This is a genomic window from Pseudoalteromonas sp. (assembly GCF_041629635.1).
GTDB lineage: Bacteria > Pseudomonadota > Gammaproteobacteria > Enterobacterales > Alteromonadaceae > Pseudoalteromonas.
Genome location: NZ_JBFKMX010000040.1, coordinates 1 through 15,911, shown reverse-complemented (window position 1 = coordinate 15,911; position 15,911 = coordinate 1). Strand labels below are relative to the sequence as shown.

Here is a 15,911-nt window from a genome sequence, read left to right as displayed (position 1 = left end):
AAATTTTGCCTCTTACTATACGGGCTATCGTCAAAATTAAATCGTAACAGATATAGGCTAGTACATTTTATGGCAACTGAATGGAACGGTGAATATATTCACCCATATGCGGAACACGGTAAAAAATCAGAACAAGTAAAAAAGATTACCGTATCTATCCCTCTTAACGTATTGAAAGTACTGACAGACGAGCGTACTCGTAGACAAGTAAATAACTTACGTCATGCAACCAATAGCGAATTGCTTTGTGAGGCATTTTTGCATGCATTTACAGGTCAGCCTTTGCCTGACGATGAAGATTTAAGAAAAGATAATCCAGAGCATATTCCGCAAAGGGTAAAAGAGATTCTTGCTGAACGCGGGTTACCGGTTCCAGAATTAGAAGACGAATAAAAAAAACCTCAGCGTATGCTGAGGTTTTTTTTGGCTTTAACTAGATTAAAGCATGTAATTTTCTGGCATTTCAATTTGCGCTACGCCAGATGCAATCGCAGCTTCTGCAACCGCACGTGCGACACGTGGTAATAAGCGCGGATCCATTGGCTTAGGTATAATATAGTCCTTACCGAACTCAAGGCTTGATTCACCCGAAGCTGCCAACACTTCTTCAGGCACTGGCTCCTTCGCAATCTCACGAATCGCATTTACCGCTGCAATTTTCATTTCATCATTAATTGCCGTTGCTCGAACATCAAGCGCACCACGGAAAATAAATGGGAAACACAATACATTATTAACTTGGTTAGGGTAATCTGAACGACCTGTTGCCATAATTAAATCATTGCGCGCGGCATTCGCTACTTCCGGTTTAATTTCAGGATCAGGGTTAGAACACGCAAATACCACAGGCTTATCAGCCATTAACTTTAGCTCTTCTGCAGTTAATAGATCAGGGCCTGATACACCTACAAATACGTCAGCTTCTTCAATTACATCTTGTAGTGTACGTTTGTCCGTATTGTTGGCAAATAGCATTTTGTATTCATTTAAGTCATCACGACGTGTATGAATAACCCCTTTTCTATCGAGCATGTAGATATGCTCACGTAATGCTCCGCATTTGATCAAAAGTTCCATACACGCAATTGCTGCCGCACCTGCACCTAAACACACAATAAGCGCATCTTTAAGCTTTTTACCTTGGATCTCTAATGCATTTAACATACCTGCAGCTGTTACAATCGCAGTACCGTGTTGATCATCATGGAAAACAGGTACACTACAACGCTCAATAAGTGCTTTTTCAATTTCAAAACATTCTGGTGCTTTGATATCTTCAAGGTTTATACCACCAAAGGTGTCCGCAATATTTTCAACCGTATTGATAAAATCCTCGGTTGTGCGGTGTTTAACTTCAATATCAATTGAATCTAGACCAGCAAAACGCTTGAATAAAAGAGCCTTACCTTCCATTACAGGTTTTGACGCGAGCGGCCCTAAGTTACCTAAACCTAAAATAGCAGTACCATTTGAGATAACAGCGACCATATTGCCCTTTGCGGTATATTTATAGGCATTATTCGGATCAGCAGCAATTTCACGAACAGGTTCAGCAACACCTGGGCTGTAAGCTAATGCTAGGTCATTAACAGTCTCAGCAGGTTTTGTTAGTTCAATGCTAATTTTTCCGGGAACGGGTTCAGAATGGTATTGTAGCGCTTTTTCTCTTATGTCAGACATGCGTGCCTTATCCTACGATGTTAAAAGTGAGAGATACTGGTTTAATAGTACGGCATTTAGAGTAAATAGAAGTTAAATGCGGTTATATATTAACCTAAGACCATAGTTTAATTTACAACCATGAGCTCTGGATATTTTCTGCTAAATCATTACCAGATTGAAGTTAATTCAGATCCGACCAGATTTAGCTCACGCATCTTTTTACACTCGACGAGTACTATTTTGCCAACAGATAGTAAAAATAATGACTATTGAAACCATCTATAATCCAGTATATAGCCATCTATTTAGAATAAAAAGACATAGAAAAAGCATTTAAGATGACAAAAATTCATATTAAATTTCAGACACAAAAAAAGCACCCGTAGGTGCTTTCTTAATAAGAACAAAAATGTTCTTATTTTTTGCTTGATAAAGCGCCAAAACGCTTGTTGAAGCGATCAACACGACCACCTGTATCAAGCACTTTTTGCTTACCAGTGTAGAACGGGTGACACTCTGAACAAACATCTAAGTGGATGTCTTTACAAAGAGTTGAACGCGTTACAAATTTATTACCACATGAACAAGTAGCATTGATTGCTTCGTACTTAGGGTGGATACCTTCTTTCATAGTGAACCTCTAATTAGGCCGTATCGCTCTCCAAACCCGAAGTCTGGCACCATACGTTGTTAAACAAAAAATATATAGGGCGCGAATTCTAGCCAACAAACATCGCAATAGCAAGATCTTTAACCATCTCAATATAAATTAAGTTAAACACTAGCCGCGAAAAGTTTGCCGTGATTTAATTTCAAAAAATCTGCCTTAAATTGAAAGCCAAATTACCATGCATCTAGTTGCCGAAGTTGCGTTAAATGTTCCGCTATATCGCAATTTTGATTATCTCATCGAGCCTCATATTCAACCAAATATTAGCGTAGGTTGCCGTGTTGCCGTGCAATTTGGCCGCCAGCAACTTATAGGTATCGTGATTAAGCTCAAATCAAATAGCGAATTTATGGCAAAGCTAAAGCCAATTTCGCGCTTGGTAGATAACCAACCAATTATCGATAATCACCTAATTAGTTTGGTGGAGTTTGCTAGCCATTATTATCAATACCCGCTCGGTGAAAGCTACCAAGTTGCACTGCCAAATTTACTTAATAAAGGCGAAAACTTAGATAAATCAGCCGTACCGATCATCAAACTTGTTGATGATACTGCAACTGTTACAGGTAAAAAGCAACGTCAACTAATTGAACACTTGGTCGATTCTGGTAGTACGCCAGTAACCGAATTAAGCGCCCTAGGATTCAGTAGCAGTACCGTTAAATCCCTGCTTGAAAAGTCAATTATTGAGAAAACTGTAGAATACAATCGTGATTGGCAATCAAAGCCTCTAACAATTGGTGATAAGCCTAAACTAAACCGCGAGCAGGCGGTAGCACTTGCAGCAATAAATCAGCAATCTGGTTACACATGCTACTTACTAGAGGGCGTTACAGGCAGTGGTAAAACCGAGGTATACCTACAAGCATTAGAAAAACCTCTTGAGCAAGGTAAACAAGCATTAGTTTTAGTGCCTGAAATTGGCTTAACCCCGCAGACAGTTAATCGCTTTCGTAGACGTTTTCCAAACGTACCTATCATGCTTTGGCACTCAGCAATGACTGATCATGAGCGGCTATCTACCTGGCGCGCAGCGCAAAATCAAAGCGCAGCAATTGTTATTGGTACACGCTCAAGTGTCTTTTTACCTTTTGCCCAGTTAGCAATGATCATCGTTGATGAAGAACATGACCTATCGTTTAAACAACAAGATTCTCTGCGCTATCATGCCCGTGATTTAGCTTGTTTTCGTGCAGCCAAATTAGCAATTCCGCTTATTTTGGGCAGCGCGACGCCATCGCTCGAAAGCGTGCAAAATGCAATTAATAATAAATACCAGCTACTAACATTAACCGAGCGCGCCCAAACTCAAACAAATAATCACTACGTGTTACTTGATATGCGTGGGCAGCATCAACAATCAGGTTTAGCACTAGCGACTCTCGAGTACATAAAAAAAGAGCTTGACCGCGCCAAACAAGTAATGGTGTTTTTAAATCGTAGAGGTTTTTCGCCTAGTTTAATTTGCCATGAATGCGGTTGGTTAAGCCAATGTCAACGTTGCAGCACCAATGCCACCTATCATAAACATATTCGTAATTTAATTTGCCACCATTGCGGTGCACAGGAACATGTGCCAACCCAGTGCCCCAGCTGTGGCAGCACACAAATTATTCCAGCTGGGCAAGGAACAGAGCAAATCGCCGAGTTTCTTTCCGAAGCCTTCCCAGACACTCCGATAACACGGGTCGACCGCGACTCAACACGTAAAAAAGGTAGTTTAGAAGCGGCATTAAATGAAATTAATAAAGGTGAACCGCGCATTTTAATTGGCACACAAATGCTTGCCAAAGGGCACCACTTTAGCGAAGTATCATTAGTAGTGATAATGGATGTAGACAGCGGGCTGTATTCTTATGACTTCCGTGCAACAGAGCATCTAGCGCAATTAATTACTCAGGTATCAGGTCGTGCAGGTCGCAGTGGTGAAGCTGGTACCGTATTATTACAAACACATTTTCCTGAGCATCCGTTATTACAGGATTTAATTAATAACGGTTATCAAGATTTCTCTCGCTATGCTTTAAGCGAACGTGCAGAAACACAGCTCCCACCTTTTAGTTGTTTAGCGATTATTCGTTGTGAATCGCACAAACTAAATGACATCAATAATTTTTTATATGACCTTATTCCAGAACAGTTACCTTCTAGTATACAATTGCTCGGACCTGTTCCTGCAGCGCTCGAGCGTATTGCAGGTAAGTACCGTTATCAACTCCATGTACAAGGTAATAACCGCAAACAGTTGCATCTTTACCTCAATCAACTGGTTAGCTATATCAGCCAAAGTAAGCTAGCAGCAAAAGTACGCTGGAGTATTGATATCGATCCTGTATCAATGGCATAAGAAAACAGCAAAAATGGCCCAAAGAGATTACGTAAATAAAAAACGTACCCCGAAAAAATCAACTCAAAACAAACGCCCTTTTCCTGTTGCAGCGCTTTTAGTTGCAGTTGTTTTAGTATCGGCTGGTATTTATGGTCTTTATTTCATTTCAACCAACAGTGATGTCAAAACTTCACAGCAACGACCTCAAAAAGAGCAACCTGCTGCCCCAAAACCAAAACCTAAAAAGCCCGACTTCATTGAAGAAATCGAAAATGCAAAAATTGAGGTTGAAGTTGAAGAGCAAGAACAAAAAGGGCCTTACTACATGCAATGTGCTTCATTACGCAACCACGATGATGCTGAAGCTCTGAAAGCACAAATTGCGTTTAAAACGGGCTTGATTGCTGACGTCGACCGCACCGAAGGCAAAAATGGCGTGTGGTATCGCGTCAGAATTCAGCCATTTGAAACAAAGCGTTTAGCTGAAAGTGCAAATAACCAGATTAAACGTGCACGGATGTCGCGTTGCCAGATTTATTTAATACCAAAGTAATATAACTCAAATTTAATTATCTATTCATCACTTGGTAGCTTTGTGGGCTGCCAAGTTCCTAACCTAACCCTTGAAATCTTAAGTATCGTCCACATATCAATAACAATTGAAATTAACAGACTAAACCTAAGGTTTATTTATGACTACGATAGTTTCTGTGCGCCGTGAAGGCAAAGTAGTAATCGGAGGCGATGGCCAAGTATCACTCGGTAACACAGTAATGAAAGGCAACGCAAAAAAAGTACGTCGCCTTTATAATGGCAAAGTGCTTGCAGGTTTTGCTGGCGGCACCGCAGATGCATTTACGCTTTTTGAACGCTTTGAATCTAAACTTGAAATGCATCAAGGCCATTTAACAAAAGCTGCTGTAGAGATGGCTAAAGATTGGCGCACAGATCGTGCATTAAGAAAACTCGAAGCATTACTCGCTGTGGCTGATGAAACCGCATCTTTGATAATCACAGGTAATGGCGATGTTGTGCAACCTGAACATGACTTAATTGCGATAGGTAGCGGCGGTAATTTTGCCCAATCAGCCGCTATTGCATTATTAGAAAATACCGAATTAAGTGCGCGTGAAATTGTAGAAAAAAGCTTAAAGATTGCAGGCGATATTTGCGTATTTACTAATAACTTCCAAACGATTGAAGAACTGGGGTAATTTAATATGTCTGCGATGACACCAAGAGAAATTGTACACGAGTTAGATCAGCATATTATTGGTCAAAATAAAGCGAAAAAAGCGGTTGCAATCGCGCTTCGTAATCGCTGGAGACGCATGCAACTTGATGCGGCTCTACGCAGCGAAGTTACACCTAAAAACATTTTGATGATTGGCCCAACAGGTGTTGGTAAAACAGAAATTGCACGTCGTTTGGCAAAACTTGCAAATGCGCCATTTATTAAAGTAGAAGCAACAAAGTTCACCGAAGTAGGCTATGTAGGTAAAGAAGTTGAAACGATTATTCGAGATCTTGCCGATATTGCTATCAAAATGACCCGTGAGCAACAAACTGAAAAATTTAAGTTTAGAGCTGAAGAAGCAGCCGAAGAGCGTATTTTAGATGCGTTATTGCCACCAGCAAAAGATGCATGGGGCCAAGCACAAGAATCTGAAAACACCTCAACTCGCCAAGCATTCCGTAAAAAATTACGTGAAGGTCAATTAGACGATAAAGAAATCGAAATTGATATTTCTCAAGCGCCTGTAGGTGTTGAGATTATGGCGCCTCCTGGTATGGAAGAAATGACGAACCAGTTACAAAGCATGTTTCAAAACATGGGTAGTGACAAAAAGTCCAAGCGCAAACTTAAAATTAAAGATGCCTTCAAACTATTAACGGAAGAAGAGGCAGCCAAACTTGTCAATCCAGAAGAGCTAAAAGAACAAGCCATTAATGCGGTTGAGCAAAACGGTATTGTGTTTATCGATGAAATCGACAAAATCTGTAAACGTGGTGAATCTTCAGGTCCAGATGTAAGCCGCGAAGGTGTACAACGTGACTTACTTCCACTCGTTGAGGGATCAACGGTAAATACGAAACACGGTATGGTTAAAACAGACCATATTCTGTTTATCGCATCCGGTGCATTCCAGATGGCAAAACCATCAGATTTAATACCTGAACTGCAAGGCCGTTTACCAATTCGTGTTGAGCTAGAAGCGTTAACGTCATCTGATTTTGAACGAATCCTAACAGAGCCTCACGCCTCTCTAACCGAACAGTACCAAGCATTAATGGGAACTGAAGGTGTTAATGTAGAGTTCCGTGAAGACGCGATTACAAAAATTGCTGAAGCAGCATGGCAAGTAAACGAAAAGACCGAAAACATTGGTGCACGTCGTTTACACACTGTGATGGAAAAGCTAATGGAAGAGATTTCATACGATGCTAGCGAAAAATCTGGCGAAAGCTTAATTGTTGATGCTGATTATGTTGAACGCTTCTTAGGTGAACTCGTTAAAGATGAAGATTTAAGTCGTTTTATCTTATAATCAACACACCTTTAATAAATACAAAAAAGGTGCTTTTTTAGCACCTTTTTATTTGGAATTTATATGTTAGTCACCAAATTACATTACCATCGTGTATCTCAGCTATTAGATGTGCATTTTGATAATCAGTATATTGCCACTTTAAGCGCTGAGTTTTTAAGGGTTCACTCTCCCTCAGCGGAAGTTCAAGGCCATGGCAATGCTATTTTGGTAACCAATAAGAAAGAAGTCGCCATTTCAGCGATAGAACAAGTCGGTCATTATGCTGCACGTATAATCTTCGATGATGGTCATAACACAGGGCTCTACAGCTGGGATTACTTAGCTTATCTCGGCAAAAATCACCATCAATTGTGGCAAAATTATCTATCAGAGTTAAAACAAAAAAAAGCCTCTCGCGAGGCTTTAATCCCAATAAAACTTACACATTAAATTTTTCAATCGCTTTATGTAAAACATCTGCTTGTGCTGAAACCTCTTCACTAGTTTGAGAATTTGTTTGAGCATGTTCAGCTGCTTGCTCTGCGATATCTCGGATTTTAATCACGTTTTTATTCACTTCTGAAGCAACTTGGTTTTGTTCATCAATTGCCGTCGCAATTTGCGTACTCATATCCATAATGGTTTGTACATCTTCGCTGATCGAATAAAGTAACGTGCCCGCCTGTACCGCCTGTTCAGAACTTGCACTGCCCTGACTTTTACATCGCTCCATCACATTTACCACTTCTTGAGTGCGTTGCTGTAACGTCGAAATAATACTTTCAATCTCTTGTGTTGAATCTTGCGTACGTTGAGCAAGTGAACGTACTTCATCGGCAACGACAGCAAAACCACGGCCTTGCTCACCAGCACGCGCAGCCTCAATCGCGGCATTAAGCGCAAGTAAATTAGTCTGCTCCGCAATGCCTCTAATTACATCAAGAACGGAGCCAATGGTTACTGCATCTTGTTCAAGCTGAGTTACCACATCGGATGCATGCGTTAAAGAATGTGTTAATTCTGAGATACGTGACACCGTGGAGTCGACTTCCTGCTTACCTTGCATTGCGTTTTCATTCGTTGACTCCGCTTTTTTAGCGGCCGCCTCAGTATTATGCGAAATATCTTTAATAGTCGCCTGCATCTCGGTTGCAGCAGTAGCCACCATATCAGCTTCATGAAGTTGCTCGCGCATACCCTCACTAGTTTCAGCTGTTGTACTCGCGAGATTTTCCGTAGCGGTATTAAGAATTCCTAATGCTTGCTTTACTTCAAAAATTAAATTTTTAAAGTCACCAATAAAGGAGTCAAAATCATTTGTCATACGGGCAATTTCATCATTACCATTACTTTTAACACTTTTTGTTAAATCATTGGTTTTCCGAATATGATGAATAACATCACAGACTTTATTAACAGGAATGATAATTGAACGACTCGTCATATAAACTAAACTCATTACTACCAATGTCGATACAAGGAAGATTACGATCGCCACCGTTCTTGAAAAATCGGCACTACTCTCAATAGCAGCTTTAGTTTCAGCACTCATCTTATCGACGATCTCATCACTTTGCGCGACACTCGCTGACATTTTACCCAAAGCACCTGAATTAAGGTCTAGCCCCAAAGCCTCTTGTGCAGTAACTAATGCTGCAAACTCTTTCTGATAAACATTCAATTGTGAAAGTAAATTATTTTCAAAACCTCCATCGAATCCAGCCACTTTAATATCTTTAATAAACGACTGAATATTATCATTAAATTTAGAGAGGTATTTCTTGTCTAGCCGTAACATAAAGTCTTTTTCATTACGTCTAAGTTGCAGCATGCCAGCAAGCAACATGTAATTACTTTCTTGTTTTAACAGAGTTTCCACTTTATGTACTGCATTACGTAAATTACCATAGGCAGCATCTTTAGGGTGCAGACCTATCTTTCTTTGTAATATAACAACGTCTTTAAAGTCAGATTTATACTGTTCCATCACCCTATTAAGCTGCGAAATTGTTTCTGTCGATATCGAGAGCTCGTTGAGTAATTCAGTTAATGTACTCGATGTATTTTTTAGTGCTTTAAATTCACTTTCAAACGCTTCTAATGATTCTTCGTTTTTGTAAAACAGGAAATTTTTTTCATGCTTGCGTAATACACCTTCGTGATTAGCGAGCTCTTCAGTTAACTGAATTGCCGTATTCAACTTAAGCATAACTGATGCTTCATAAAGAATAACTAACAGCAAAATAAACATTGCTGCTCCAACAAATACTGCGTTAAGTTGCAATCGAGCTTTTATTGTTAGACGCTGTAGAAGCTCCATATAAACCTCTGTAATGTATAATTTTTAGAAAGCCTATAAGAGTATAGGTGCAATATAAAATTATGCTAAAGCTTTACTAACTTAAACACAACTTGGTAACTGAACACCTTTCCACAAATTGTCAGAAAGGAATTTAATATCGAATGTCCCTTCGGCAATCCAATCAGTCAGGGGAGTTGGGTCACTCGGGAAATTAATTGCTTTATTACAGGCCAATGAAAGCCAATCATCCACCACATCAGTATTTAAACAACGCATACTCGTTGCAAGGCCCGCCTTAACCAGAGTAAACGCATTTGAAGCTTGTTCAAACTGCCCTGCTAATGGTTTAAGCAACAGCTTTTTGCCATACCGTAACGCCTCACTTGAAAGTTCAAAGCCAGCATTACCAATTACACCTGACGCAGAAACAAGATCATTCAGAAATCCTACACGACAAGGAGAACGTAAATGAATATGCTGATTAACCGTCTTGTTATTTAATTGTGGGTGGTAACAGTAAAACTCAAACTCAGGAAAATGTTTTAGCATTTCAATGATTTTTTGTGGTTCTTCAAAGGGTAAATACACTAATATTTTATTTTCGATAAAGTTATCTTGTTGCCAACTTTTTACAGGTTCAATAAATGGTGGAATGATGTTTTGGTAATAAGGAAACCAATGCACGCCTAAATAGTAGCTAGCAGGAGCAAACAATTTTAACCCCATTTGAGTTGTTAAATTTGCGCCCTGTGAAGGTACTTTATTGGATAAAAACGATGCCTGATGGCTAATGCCGATACAGGGAACTTTAGCCATTTTTGCCGCCCATGCAGATATGGGCTCAAAATCATTAATAACCAGATCGTAACCAGATAAGTCCAGCAGTTTCACATCATTTATAAATTGCCCAATACGAATGTTTTTAAGTGTCGCTAATTTGTTTACGCTGCCATTTTCAATGGCAAACGTAAAACCTTCTCGCGTGCGATAGTCATTAAAGTCAGACATATCAAAATACTTATTCGCAGGACGACCACTAAAAAAGTAATCGACTTTAACATCACTTTTTGCGAATGCTTTCGCCATTGCCCGAGCACGCGTGACATGTCCATTTCCGGTGCCTTGAATACCATACAAAATTTTCATAATGTTGCTCCGGCAATACCTATAGAAGCAAAGCAAATACCTAACATAGCCCCCACCAAAATATCACAAGGGTAATGCACCCCGAGCATGACTCGAGACACTGAAATAGCTGCAGCCATAAATAAAACATAGCTGATTTCAGGAAAGTACCAACTCATCACCGAAGCAAATAACCAAGCGGCAGAGCTATGTCCCGAAGGCAAGCTAAAGCGATCACTAGGCACCAAAAAACCTTCTACGATTGTTTGGCACGGTCTTTCTCTCTTTAAGGTGTTTTTCATCAGATAATAGATTGGACGCTCTAACGCGAATCCCAAAACCAAAGCTGACAAGGCTAGTTTAGTGGCCTGAGTATCAATCAAATAACACAGCGCCCCCACTATTAAATAGACAAAGCCATCGCCCACTTTCGACACTGTTTTTATAGCATATACACGACGTTTCGAGGCTTGATGATTAAATAACTTAAAAAACACTTTTCGGTCTAATTGTGAAATGATTTGCATGGCAATTCTCTTCTTAGAGTTGTAATTTTGACTTTAGATTCGAGAAGTAACAAATAGGTGACAGTTTCGAGTAAATAAGATGGTCTTTTAATGACCTATTTATGACAGCATTTCTAATAAAACACGCAGAAAAGCGCGCAAGATCAATTGTATTAATCATACTGCAGGGTATACTGAATAAACTATTTAAGCCCTTGGAGCTAATATGGAAACCAACACATCAGACCTGTGTGATCAGTTTGCTGATAGCATCGACGTACTAGAACCTTTATTTGTTAATTTTGCTGGCGCAACCGCGTTTTCAGGACAAATCACAACGATAAAATGTTTTGAAAATAACCAGCTAATTCGCGAAATTCTATCTGAAGATGGCACTGGTAAAGTGTTATTAATCGACGGAGGAGGTTCGACTCGCCGCGCATTAATTGATATCGAACTAGCTGAACTGGCTCTTGAAAACAACTGGGAAGGCTTAGTGGTTTATGGCTGTGTGCGTCATGTTAGCGACTTAGAAGAGCTTGATATTGGCATCCAGGCAGTGGCATCGATCCCTGTGGCCGCCGACAGTGAAGGTTACGGCGAGTCAGGTGTGCCAGTTAACTTTGCCGGTGTGTCTTTCTTCGATGGCGATTACATTTATGCTGACAGTACCGGCATTATTCTTTCTGCAGAAGAGCTATCAATTGATTTAGATAATGAATAACCTCACTGTTTATACTGAACAAAGCATTTCGGACTTATGCCAATCGCGCACTGGTGAACAGCGTGTTTGGCAAAGTATTTCGTTTATCAATCAGCAACAATCAACTGCAGACGCGTTAGCCGATGCCTCAGCCTTCGGCATAAAATATGTTTTAGTGGGAATTCCCGAAGATATTGGACCACGTGCAAATTTAGGTAATGGGGGAGCTGAACTTGGCTGGAAAGCCTTTCTCTCCAAGTTTTTAAATCTACAAGCTAATCAGTTTATTGCTAGCAATAAAGTATTATTGTTAGGTGAAGTTGATTGTGTTGATATTATGAAACGTGGCCAAGGCCTTAGCAACAAAGTACCTTCAGAGCTTGAAATATTGCGTCAGCTGTGTGGTGAAATTGACGATATTGCCAGCCCTATTTTAAAAGTGATATTTGATGCCGGTTTAGAGCCCATTGTCATTGGTGGTGGCCATAATAATTGCTACCCAATTATAAAAGCACTTAGTGAGAGTACTGAAAACGCCTGTTGTGCAATCAACTTAGATCCGCACGCTGACTTTAGAGCATTAGAAGGGCGTCATAGTGGTAATGGCTTTAGCTATGCACATAAACAGAATTATCTGCGAGACTATCATGTAATCGCAATGCATGAGCTAAAAAATAACCAAGCGATTATCGAAGGTATGCACGAAGCGGGTTTCTCATTTGATTCATACCAAGCAATAAAAGTACGCCAAGAGATTTCTCTCGCTGATGCGAATAAAACAGCCCTTGCAAGAATGCAAAGCTACCAATTACCCATGGGGATTGAAGTAGATGTTGATAGCATTTCATATATGCCAGTAAGTGCATTTACAAACTGTGGCCTGACAGCCTGCGAAGCCGAGCAATTTGTCTATCAACTTGCGCTTAGCCCATACACTCGTTATTTACACCTATGCGAGGCTGCGCCAAGTGAACATCCTAATGGTGTTAGTCAAGGAAGCAATGAAGCAGGTCAAATTTTAGCTGCGTTAGTTGCTAGCTATTTAAGTGGCCGAGAATCATAGCCTCAAAAAACGCCCTAGTAAGGGCGTTCTCCGTTTGCTAAGCGTTTTTGCCACTGATTTAACCAGCCTAACAACCCGACAGTTGGCAAGGGTCTTGAGAATAAATAACCTTGCGCTGCATGACACTTCATAGTGCTGATGTAAGTATACTGAGTTTCAGATTCAATACCTTCACACACCACTTTTATGCCTAAGCTATTACTCATATCGATAATTCCGCCTAATAAGCTGCGGGTATTTACATTCTCAGCAAGCTCTTTAACGATAGAGCCATCTACTTTGACATAATTAAGTGCAAGGCGCGGCAACTTAGAAAGCTGTAAAGGTTCTATCCCCAAATCATCGAGACACACAGCAACATTATTTTCTTTTAAACGTTGTAAGATTGATTCGCCAAAATCAGGCAAACTCATAAATACATTAGCAGGCGCCTCAATAATAATATCGCCTTCACTTAACCTATGCTCTACGAGCACTTGTGCTAAATGGTCAATAAACTCATCTTGTAATAGCTCTTTACCAAACAAATTAACGCTGATTGGAATATGGATTTCTTCTAGTTTAATGGCAAGCGCTAACTCGGCAGCTTTTTCAGAAACCCAATGTGCTATTGGCAGTGTTAAGCCTGAGGCATTTATTTCATCAATAAAGTGCTTTGCCTCTAAAGTGCCAAATTTAGGGTGATGCCATCTTAGGAGTAGTTCAATAAATAAGATTTTATTAGTATCAATTTCAATTACAGGATGAAAATAAAGTTGAAAGTCGCGTTCAAAATCCAGTAATGATAAATCCGCTAAAAGTTGTTTGCGTTTTTCAGCTCTTTCTGCAATTTCTTTCTCAAAAGTGATTAACCAGTCAATCTCATTTGTAAACTCAATAGATAGATACGCTTGTGCAAGTAACTGCTGTCCTTTTAGCTGTTTTCTATCTTCAACAATGGCAACGCGAAGGCTTAGCTCTGAATCAATATTATCAACTTGAGTCGGTTTATGAACTAAATTGTAAATGCCATGAACTAAACGCTGATGAAGATGCGATTCAAAACTGGTATCAACCGCAAAAGCAAAATCAACGCCACCTAAGTAACACAGCTTTATTGGTTCATTAAACATGTTTAAAGAAAGCACATCTGAACCATTTAACTCGTCATTTATTTTTTTCCCGAGCTTAGCGATAAGCAAATCACCAAAGTCATGACCAACCATGCGATTGATTTTGCCTAAACCTTCTAATTTAATTAGCACTACCACACGATTTAACGAGCTTTTTTGCCAGTTATCATAGCCATTTAGGAACAAGCTACGCTCTAATAATAATTGCTTATCGTTATGCGCTTCAGCGCCTTTCATTTTATTTGATAATGCAACCTGTAAACGTCTCTCGCGGCGGAAAAGCGTGTACAAATTAGCGCAGACATAATGAAATACCACTGCCACAACAAGCCAAGCACCATTGAGTACTTCGAGATAGAAGCCAGCAGATAACGCCAGAAACAGCGCTAAGCTAACAATGTTTAACCATAGCGCCATACGCTGGGCTTTTTTCTGCTGTGTAAAATAACATTCGGCGGTGAGAATAAGGGCGCAGATAATAAGCGCAACAACATTATAGGTAGATAAAAACGCTAATGTTGCAACACCTAGCAAAATATCCAGAACACGAATTACCGCGTTGCCAGCCTGTAAAATCGCTAGTAGCCAACTAACCAGAAGCATACCTGCAACTAAACTAGGAAATGTAAACATTACCGTATCTGTTGCAGCAAAAAGTGAGAATGAACTCAACACTAATGTAATTGCCACTATTATTTTTTTCATACACCTCTCACCAGAAATCACGTCCTATTTTAATTGCTGACCATCTTTCCATAACCCCTTCAATGGGTTGACGCCATATTGATACGATAACTGAGCCGGAGAATCAATATCCCAAAGTGCAAAATCAGCGTTTAGTCCTACTTTAATTTTACCGCGATCGTTTAGGCCTAATGCGCTTGCTGCATTCACTGTAACACCTGCTAGTGATTCTGCCGGAGTTAGTCTAAATAAAGTACATGCCATATTAAGCATTAATTGCACCGAACAAATTGGCGATGTACCTGGGTTAAAATCAGTTGCAATCGCCATTGCTACTTTATGCTTACGAAGTAATTCAATAGGTGGTAGCTGCGTCTCACGTAAAAAATAAAACGCGCCTGGCAGTAACACTGCAACAGTATTAGCTTTCGCCATTGCAATCACACCTTTTTCGTCAAGAAACTCGATATGATCTGCTGACAAACCATTATATTCAGCAACTAGCTCAGCGCCTTTTAAGTTTGATAACTGCTCAGCATGTAACTTTACTGGTAAGTTATATTGTTTCGCGGCGTCAAATACACGACGCGTTTGCTCGTTAGAAAAACCAACACCTTCACAAAATGCATCTACCGCATCAGCAAGTTTAAGCTCTGCTACTTTAGGCAGCATTTCATTACATACTAATGAAATATAGCCATCAGCATCGTCTTTAAATTCTGGTGGCAGTGCATGCGCACCTAGAAAGGTTTTTTGCACATCGATAGGATGATGCTGATTTAGCTGTTCAGCTACTTCCAGCATTTTAATTTCACTATCTAAATCTAAACCATAGCCTGACTTAATTTCTACCGTGGTAACACCCTCATTAAGAAGTGCATTTAAACGATCTTTAGCAGTTACAAAAAGCGCTTCATGATCAGCTTCACGGGTCGCTTTTACAGTTGAAATAATGCCGCCGCCTTGCGCTGCAATTTCCTGATAGCTGGCGCCATTCAAACGCATCTCAAATTCATTTGCGCGGTTACCCGCACACACTATGTGCGTATGACAATCAATAAAACTTGGCGTAATCCACTTGCCATGCCCATTCACAACGGGTGTTTGTAAACTATCAAATTCAGGAAATGTCGACGCTTGTCCGCACCACGCTATCTTGCCATCTTTGATACCTAAAGCGGCATTAACTATCGCACCATAAGTATCATCAATGGTGTTATCCAT

General features: G+C 40.0%; 15 protein-coding genes. 8 read left to right on the top strand and 7 right to left on the bottom strand.

Features of this window, described 5'->3' with window-relative positions; genetic code table 11:
* Positions 1–69: 69 nt before the first annotated feature.
* Entirely contained in the window at positions 70–393 is a 324-nt protein-coding gene (gene metJ, locus ABYD77_RS07960) for a met regulon transcriptional regulator MetJ (RefSeq protein ID WP_010562146.1), read from the top strand.
* Between the two features lie 45 nt (positions 394–438).
* On the opposite strand, the gene ABYD77_RS07955 is transcribed toward metJ, so the two are convergent.
* Positions 439–1,680: a malic enzyme-like NAD(P)-binding protein gene (locus ABYD77_RS07955; RefSeq protein ID WP_372768702.1), complete on the bottom strand. Its 1,242-nt coding sequence runs from the start codon at positions 1,678–1,680 to the stop codon at positions 439–441.
* A 397-nt stretch (positions 1,681–2,077) separates the two neighbouring features.
* Positions 2,078–2,293 carry a 50S ribosomal protein L31 gene (gene rpmE / locus ABYD77_RS07950; RefSeq protein ID WP_038637802.1) on the bottom strand — a complete coding sequence of 72 codons (216 nt, stop codon included), beginning with the start codon at positions 2,291–2,293 and terminating at the stop codon, positions 2,078–2,080.
* A 217-nt stretch (positions 2,294–2,510) separates the two neighbouring features.
* Between rpmE and priA the strand changes: the two genes are divergently transcribed.
* From priA to ABYD77_RS07925, 5 genes are all read left to right on the top strand, one after another.
* The gene (gene priA / locus ABYD77_RS07945; protein WP_372768700.1) at positions 2,511–4,679 is read left to right on the top strand and encodes a primosomal protein N'; all 2,169 of its coding nucleotides are present in this window, start codon (positions 2,511–2,513) and stop codon (positions 4,677–4,679) included.
* Between the two features lie 13 nt (positions 4,680–4,692).
* Positions 4,693–5,214, top strand: coding sequence for an SPOR domain-containing protein (locus ABYD77_RS07940; RefSeq protein ID WP_372768698.1), 522 nt, complete (start codon positions 4,693–4,695; stop codon positions 5,212–5,214).
* A gap of 139 nt (positions 5,215–5,353) precedes the next feature.
* Positions 5,354–5,875 carry an ATP-dependent protease subunit HslV gene (hslV, locus tag ABYD77_RS07935; protein ID WP_038637811.1) on the top strand — a complete coding sequence of 174 codons (522 nt, stop codon included), beginning with the start codon at positions 5,354–5,356 and terminating at the stop codon, positions 5,873–5,875.
* Positions 5,876–5,881: 6 nt separating this feature from the next.
* Entirely contained in the window at positions 5,882–7,210 is a 1,329-nt protein-coding gene (hslU, locus tag ABYD77_RS07930) for an HslU--HslV peptidase ATPase subunit (protein ID WP_372768695.1), read from the top strand.
* 63 nt (positions 7,211–7,273) lie between these two features.
* On the top strand, positions 7,274–7,642 hold the full coding sequence (locus tag ABYD77_RS07925; RefSeq protein ID WP_372768693.1) for a gamma-butyrobetaine hydroxylase-like domain-containing protein: 369 nt from the start codon (positions 7,274–7,276) through the stop codon (positions 7,640–7,642).
* On the opposite strand, the gene ABYD77_RS07920 is transcribed toward ABYD77_RS07925, so the two are convergent.
* The 3 genes from ABYD77_RS07920 to ABYD77_RS07910 form a co-directional block, all read right to left on the bottom strand.
* Complete coding sequence (locus ABYD77_RS07920) at positions 7,632–9,512, bottom strand: methyl-accepting chemotaxis protein (RefSeq protein ID WP_372768691.1); 1,881 nt, start codon at positions 9,510–9,512, stop codon at positions 7,632–7,634. The two genes, ABYD77_RS07925 and ABYD77_RS07920, sit on opposite strands and share 11 nt — an antisense overlap.
* An 81-nt stretch (positions 9,513–9,593) precedes the next feature.
* Entirely contained in the window at positions 9,594–10,640 is a 1,047-nt protein-coding gene (locus ABYD77_RS07915) for an MJ1255/VC2487 family glycosyltransferase (RefSeq protein WP_372768689.1), read from the bottom strand.
* Entirely contained in the window at positions 10,637–11,146 is a 510-nt protein-coding gene (locus ABYD77_RS07910) for a phosphatase PAP2 family protein (RefSeq protein ID WP_372768687.1), read from the bottom strand. Before ABYD77_RS07910 ends, ABYD77_RS07915 begins: the two co-directional genes overlap by 4 nt.
* A gap of 205 nt (positions 11,147–11,351) precedes the next feature.
* On the opposite strand from ABYD77_RS07910, the gene rraA reads away from it, so the two are divergent.
* Together rraA and ABYD77_RS07900 are read left to right on the top strand one after the other, a co-directional pair.
* Complete coding sequence (gene rraA / locus ABYD77_RS07905) at positions 11,352–11,849, top strand: ribonuclease E activity regulator RraA (RefSeq protein ID WP_372768685.1); 498 nt, start codon at positions 11,352–11,354, stop codon at positions 11,847–11,849.
* Entirely contained in the window at positions 11,839–12,891 is a 1,053-nt protein-coding gene (locus ABYD77_RS07900) for a formimidoylglutamase (RefSeq protein WP_372768720.1), read from the top strand. Before rraA ends, ABYD77_RS07900 begins: the two co-directional genes overlap by 11 nt.
* Positions 12,892–12,905: 14 nt before the next feature.
* Here ABYD77_RS07900 and ABYD77_RS07895 read toward each other — a convergent pair whose 3' ends face one another.
* A complete protein-coding gene (locus ABYD77_RS07895; protein WP_372768683.1) occupies positions 12,906–14,708 on the bottom strand; it encodes an EAL domain-containing protein in 1,803 nt (600 codons plus the stop codon).
* A 24-nt stretch (positions 14,709–14,732) separates the two neighbouring features.
* The coding region (gene hutI, locus ABYD77_RS07890; protein WP_372768681.1) for an imidazolonepropionase at positions 14,733–15,911 on the bottom strand (1,179 nt) is incomplete at its 5' end.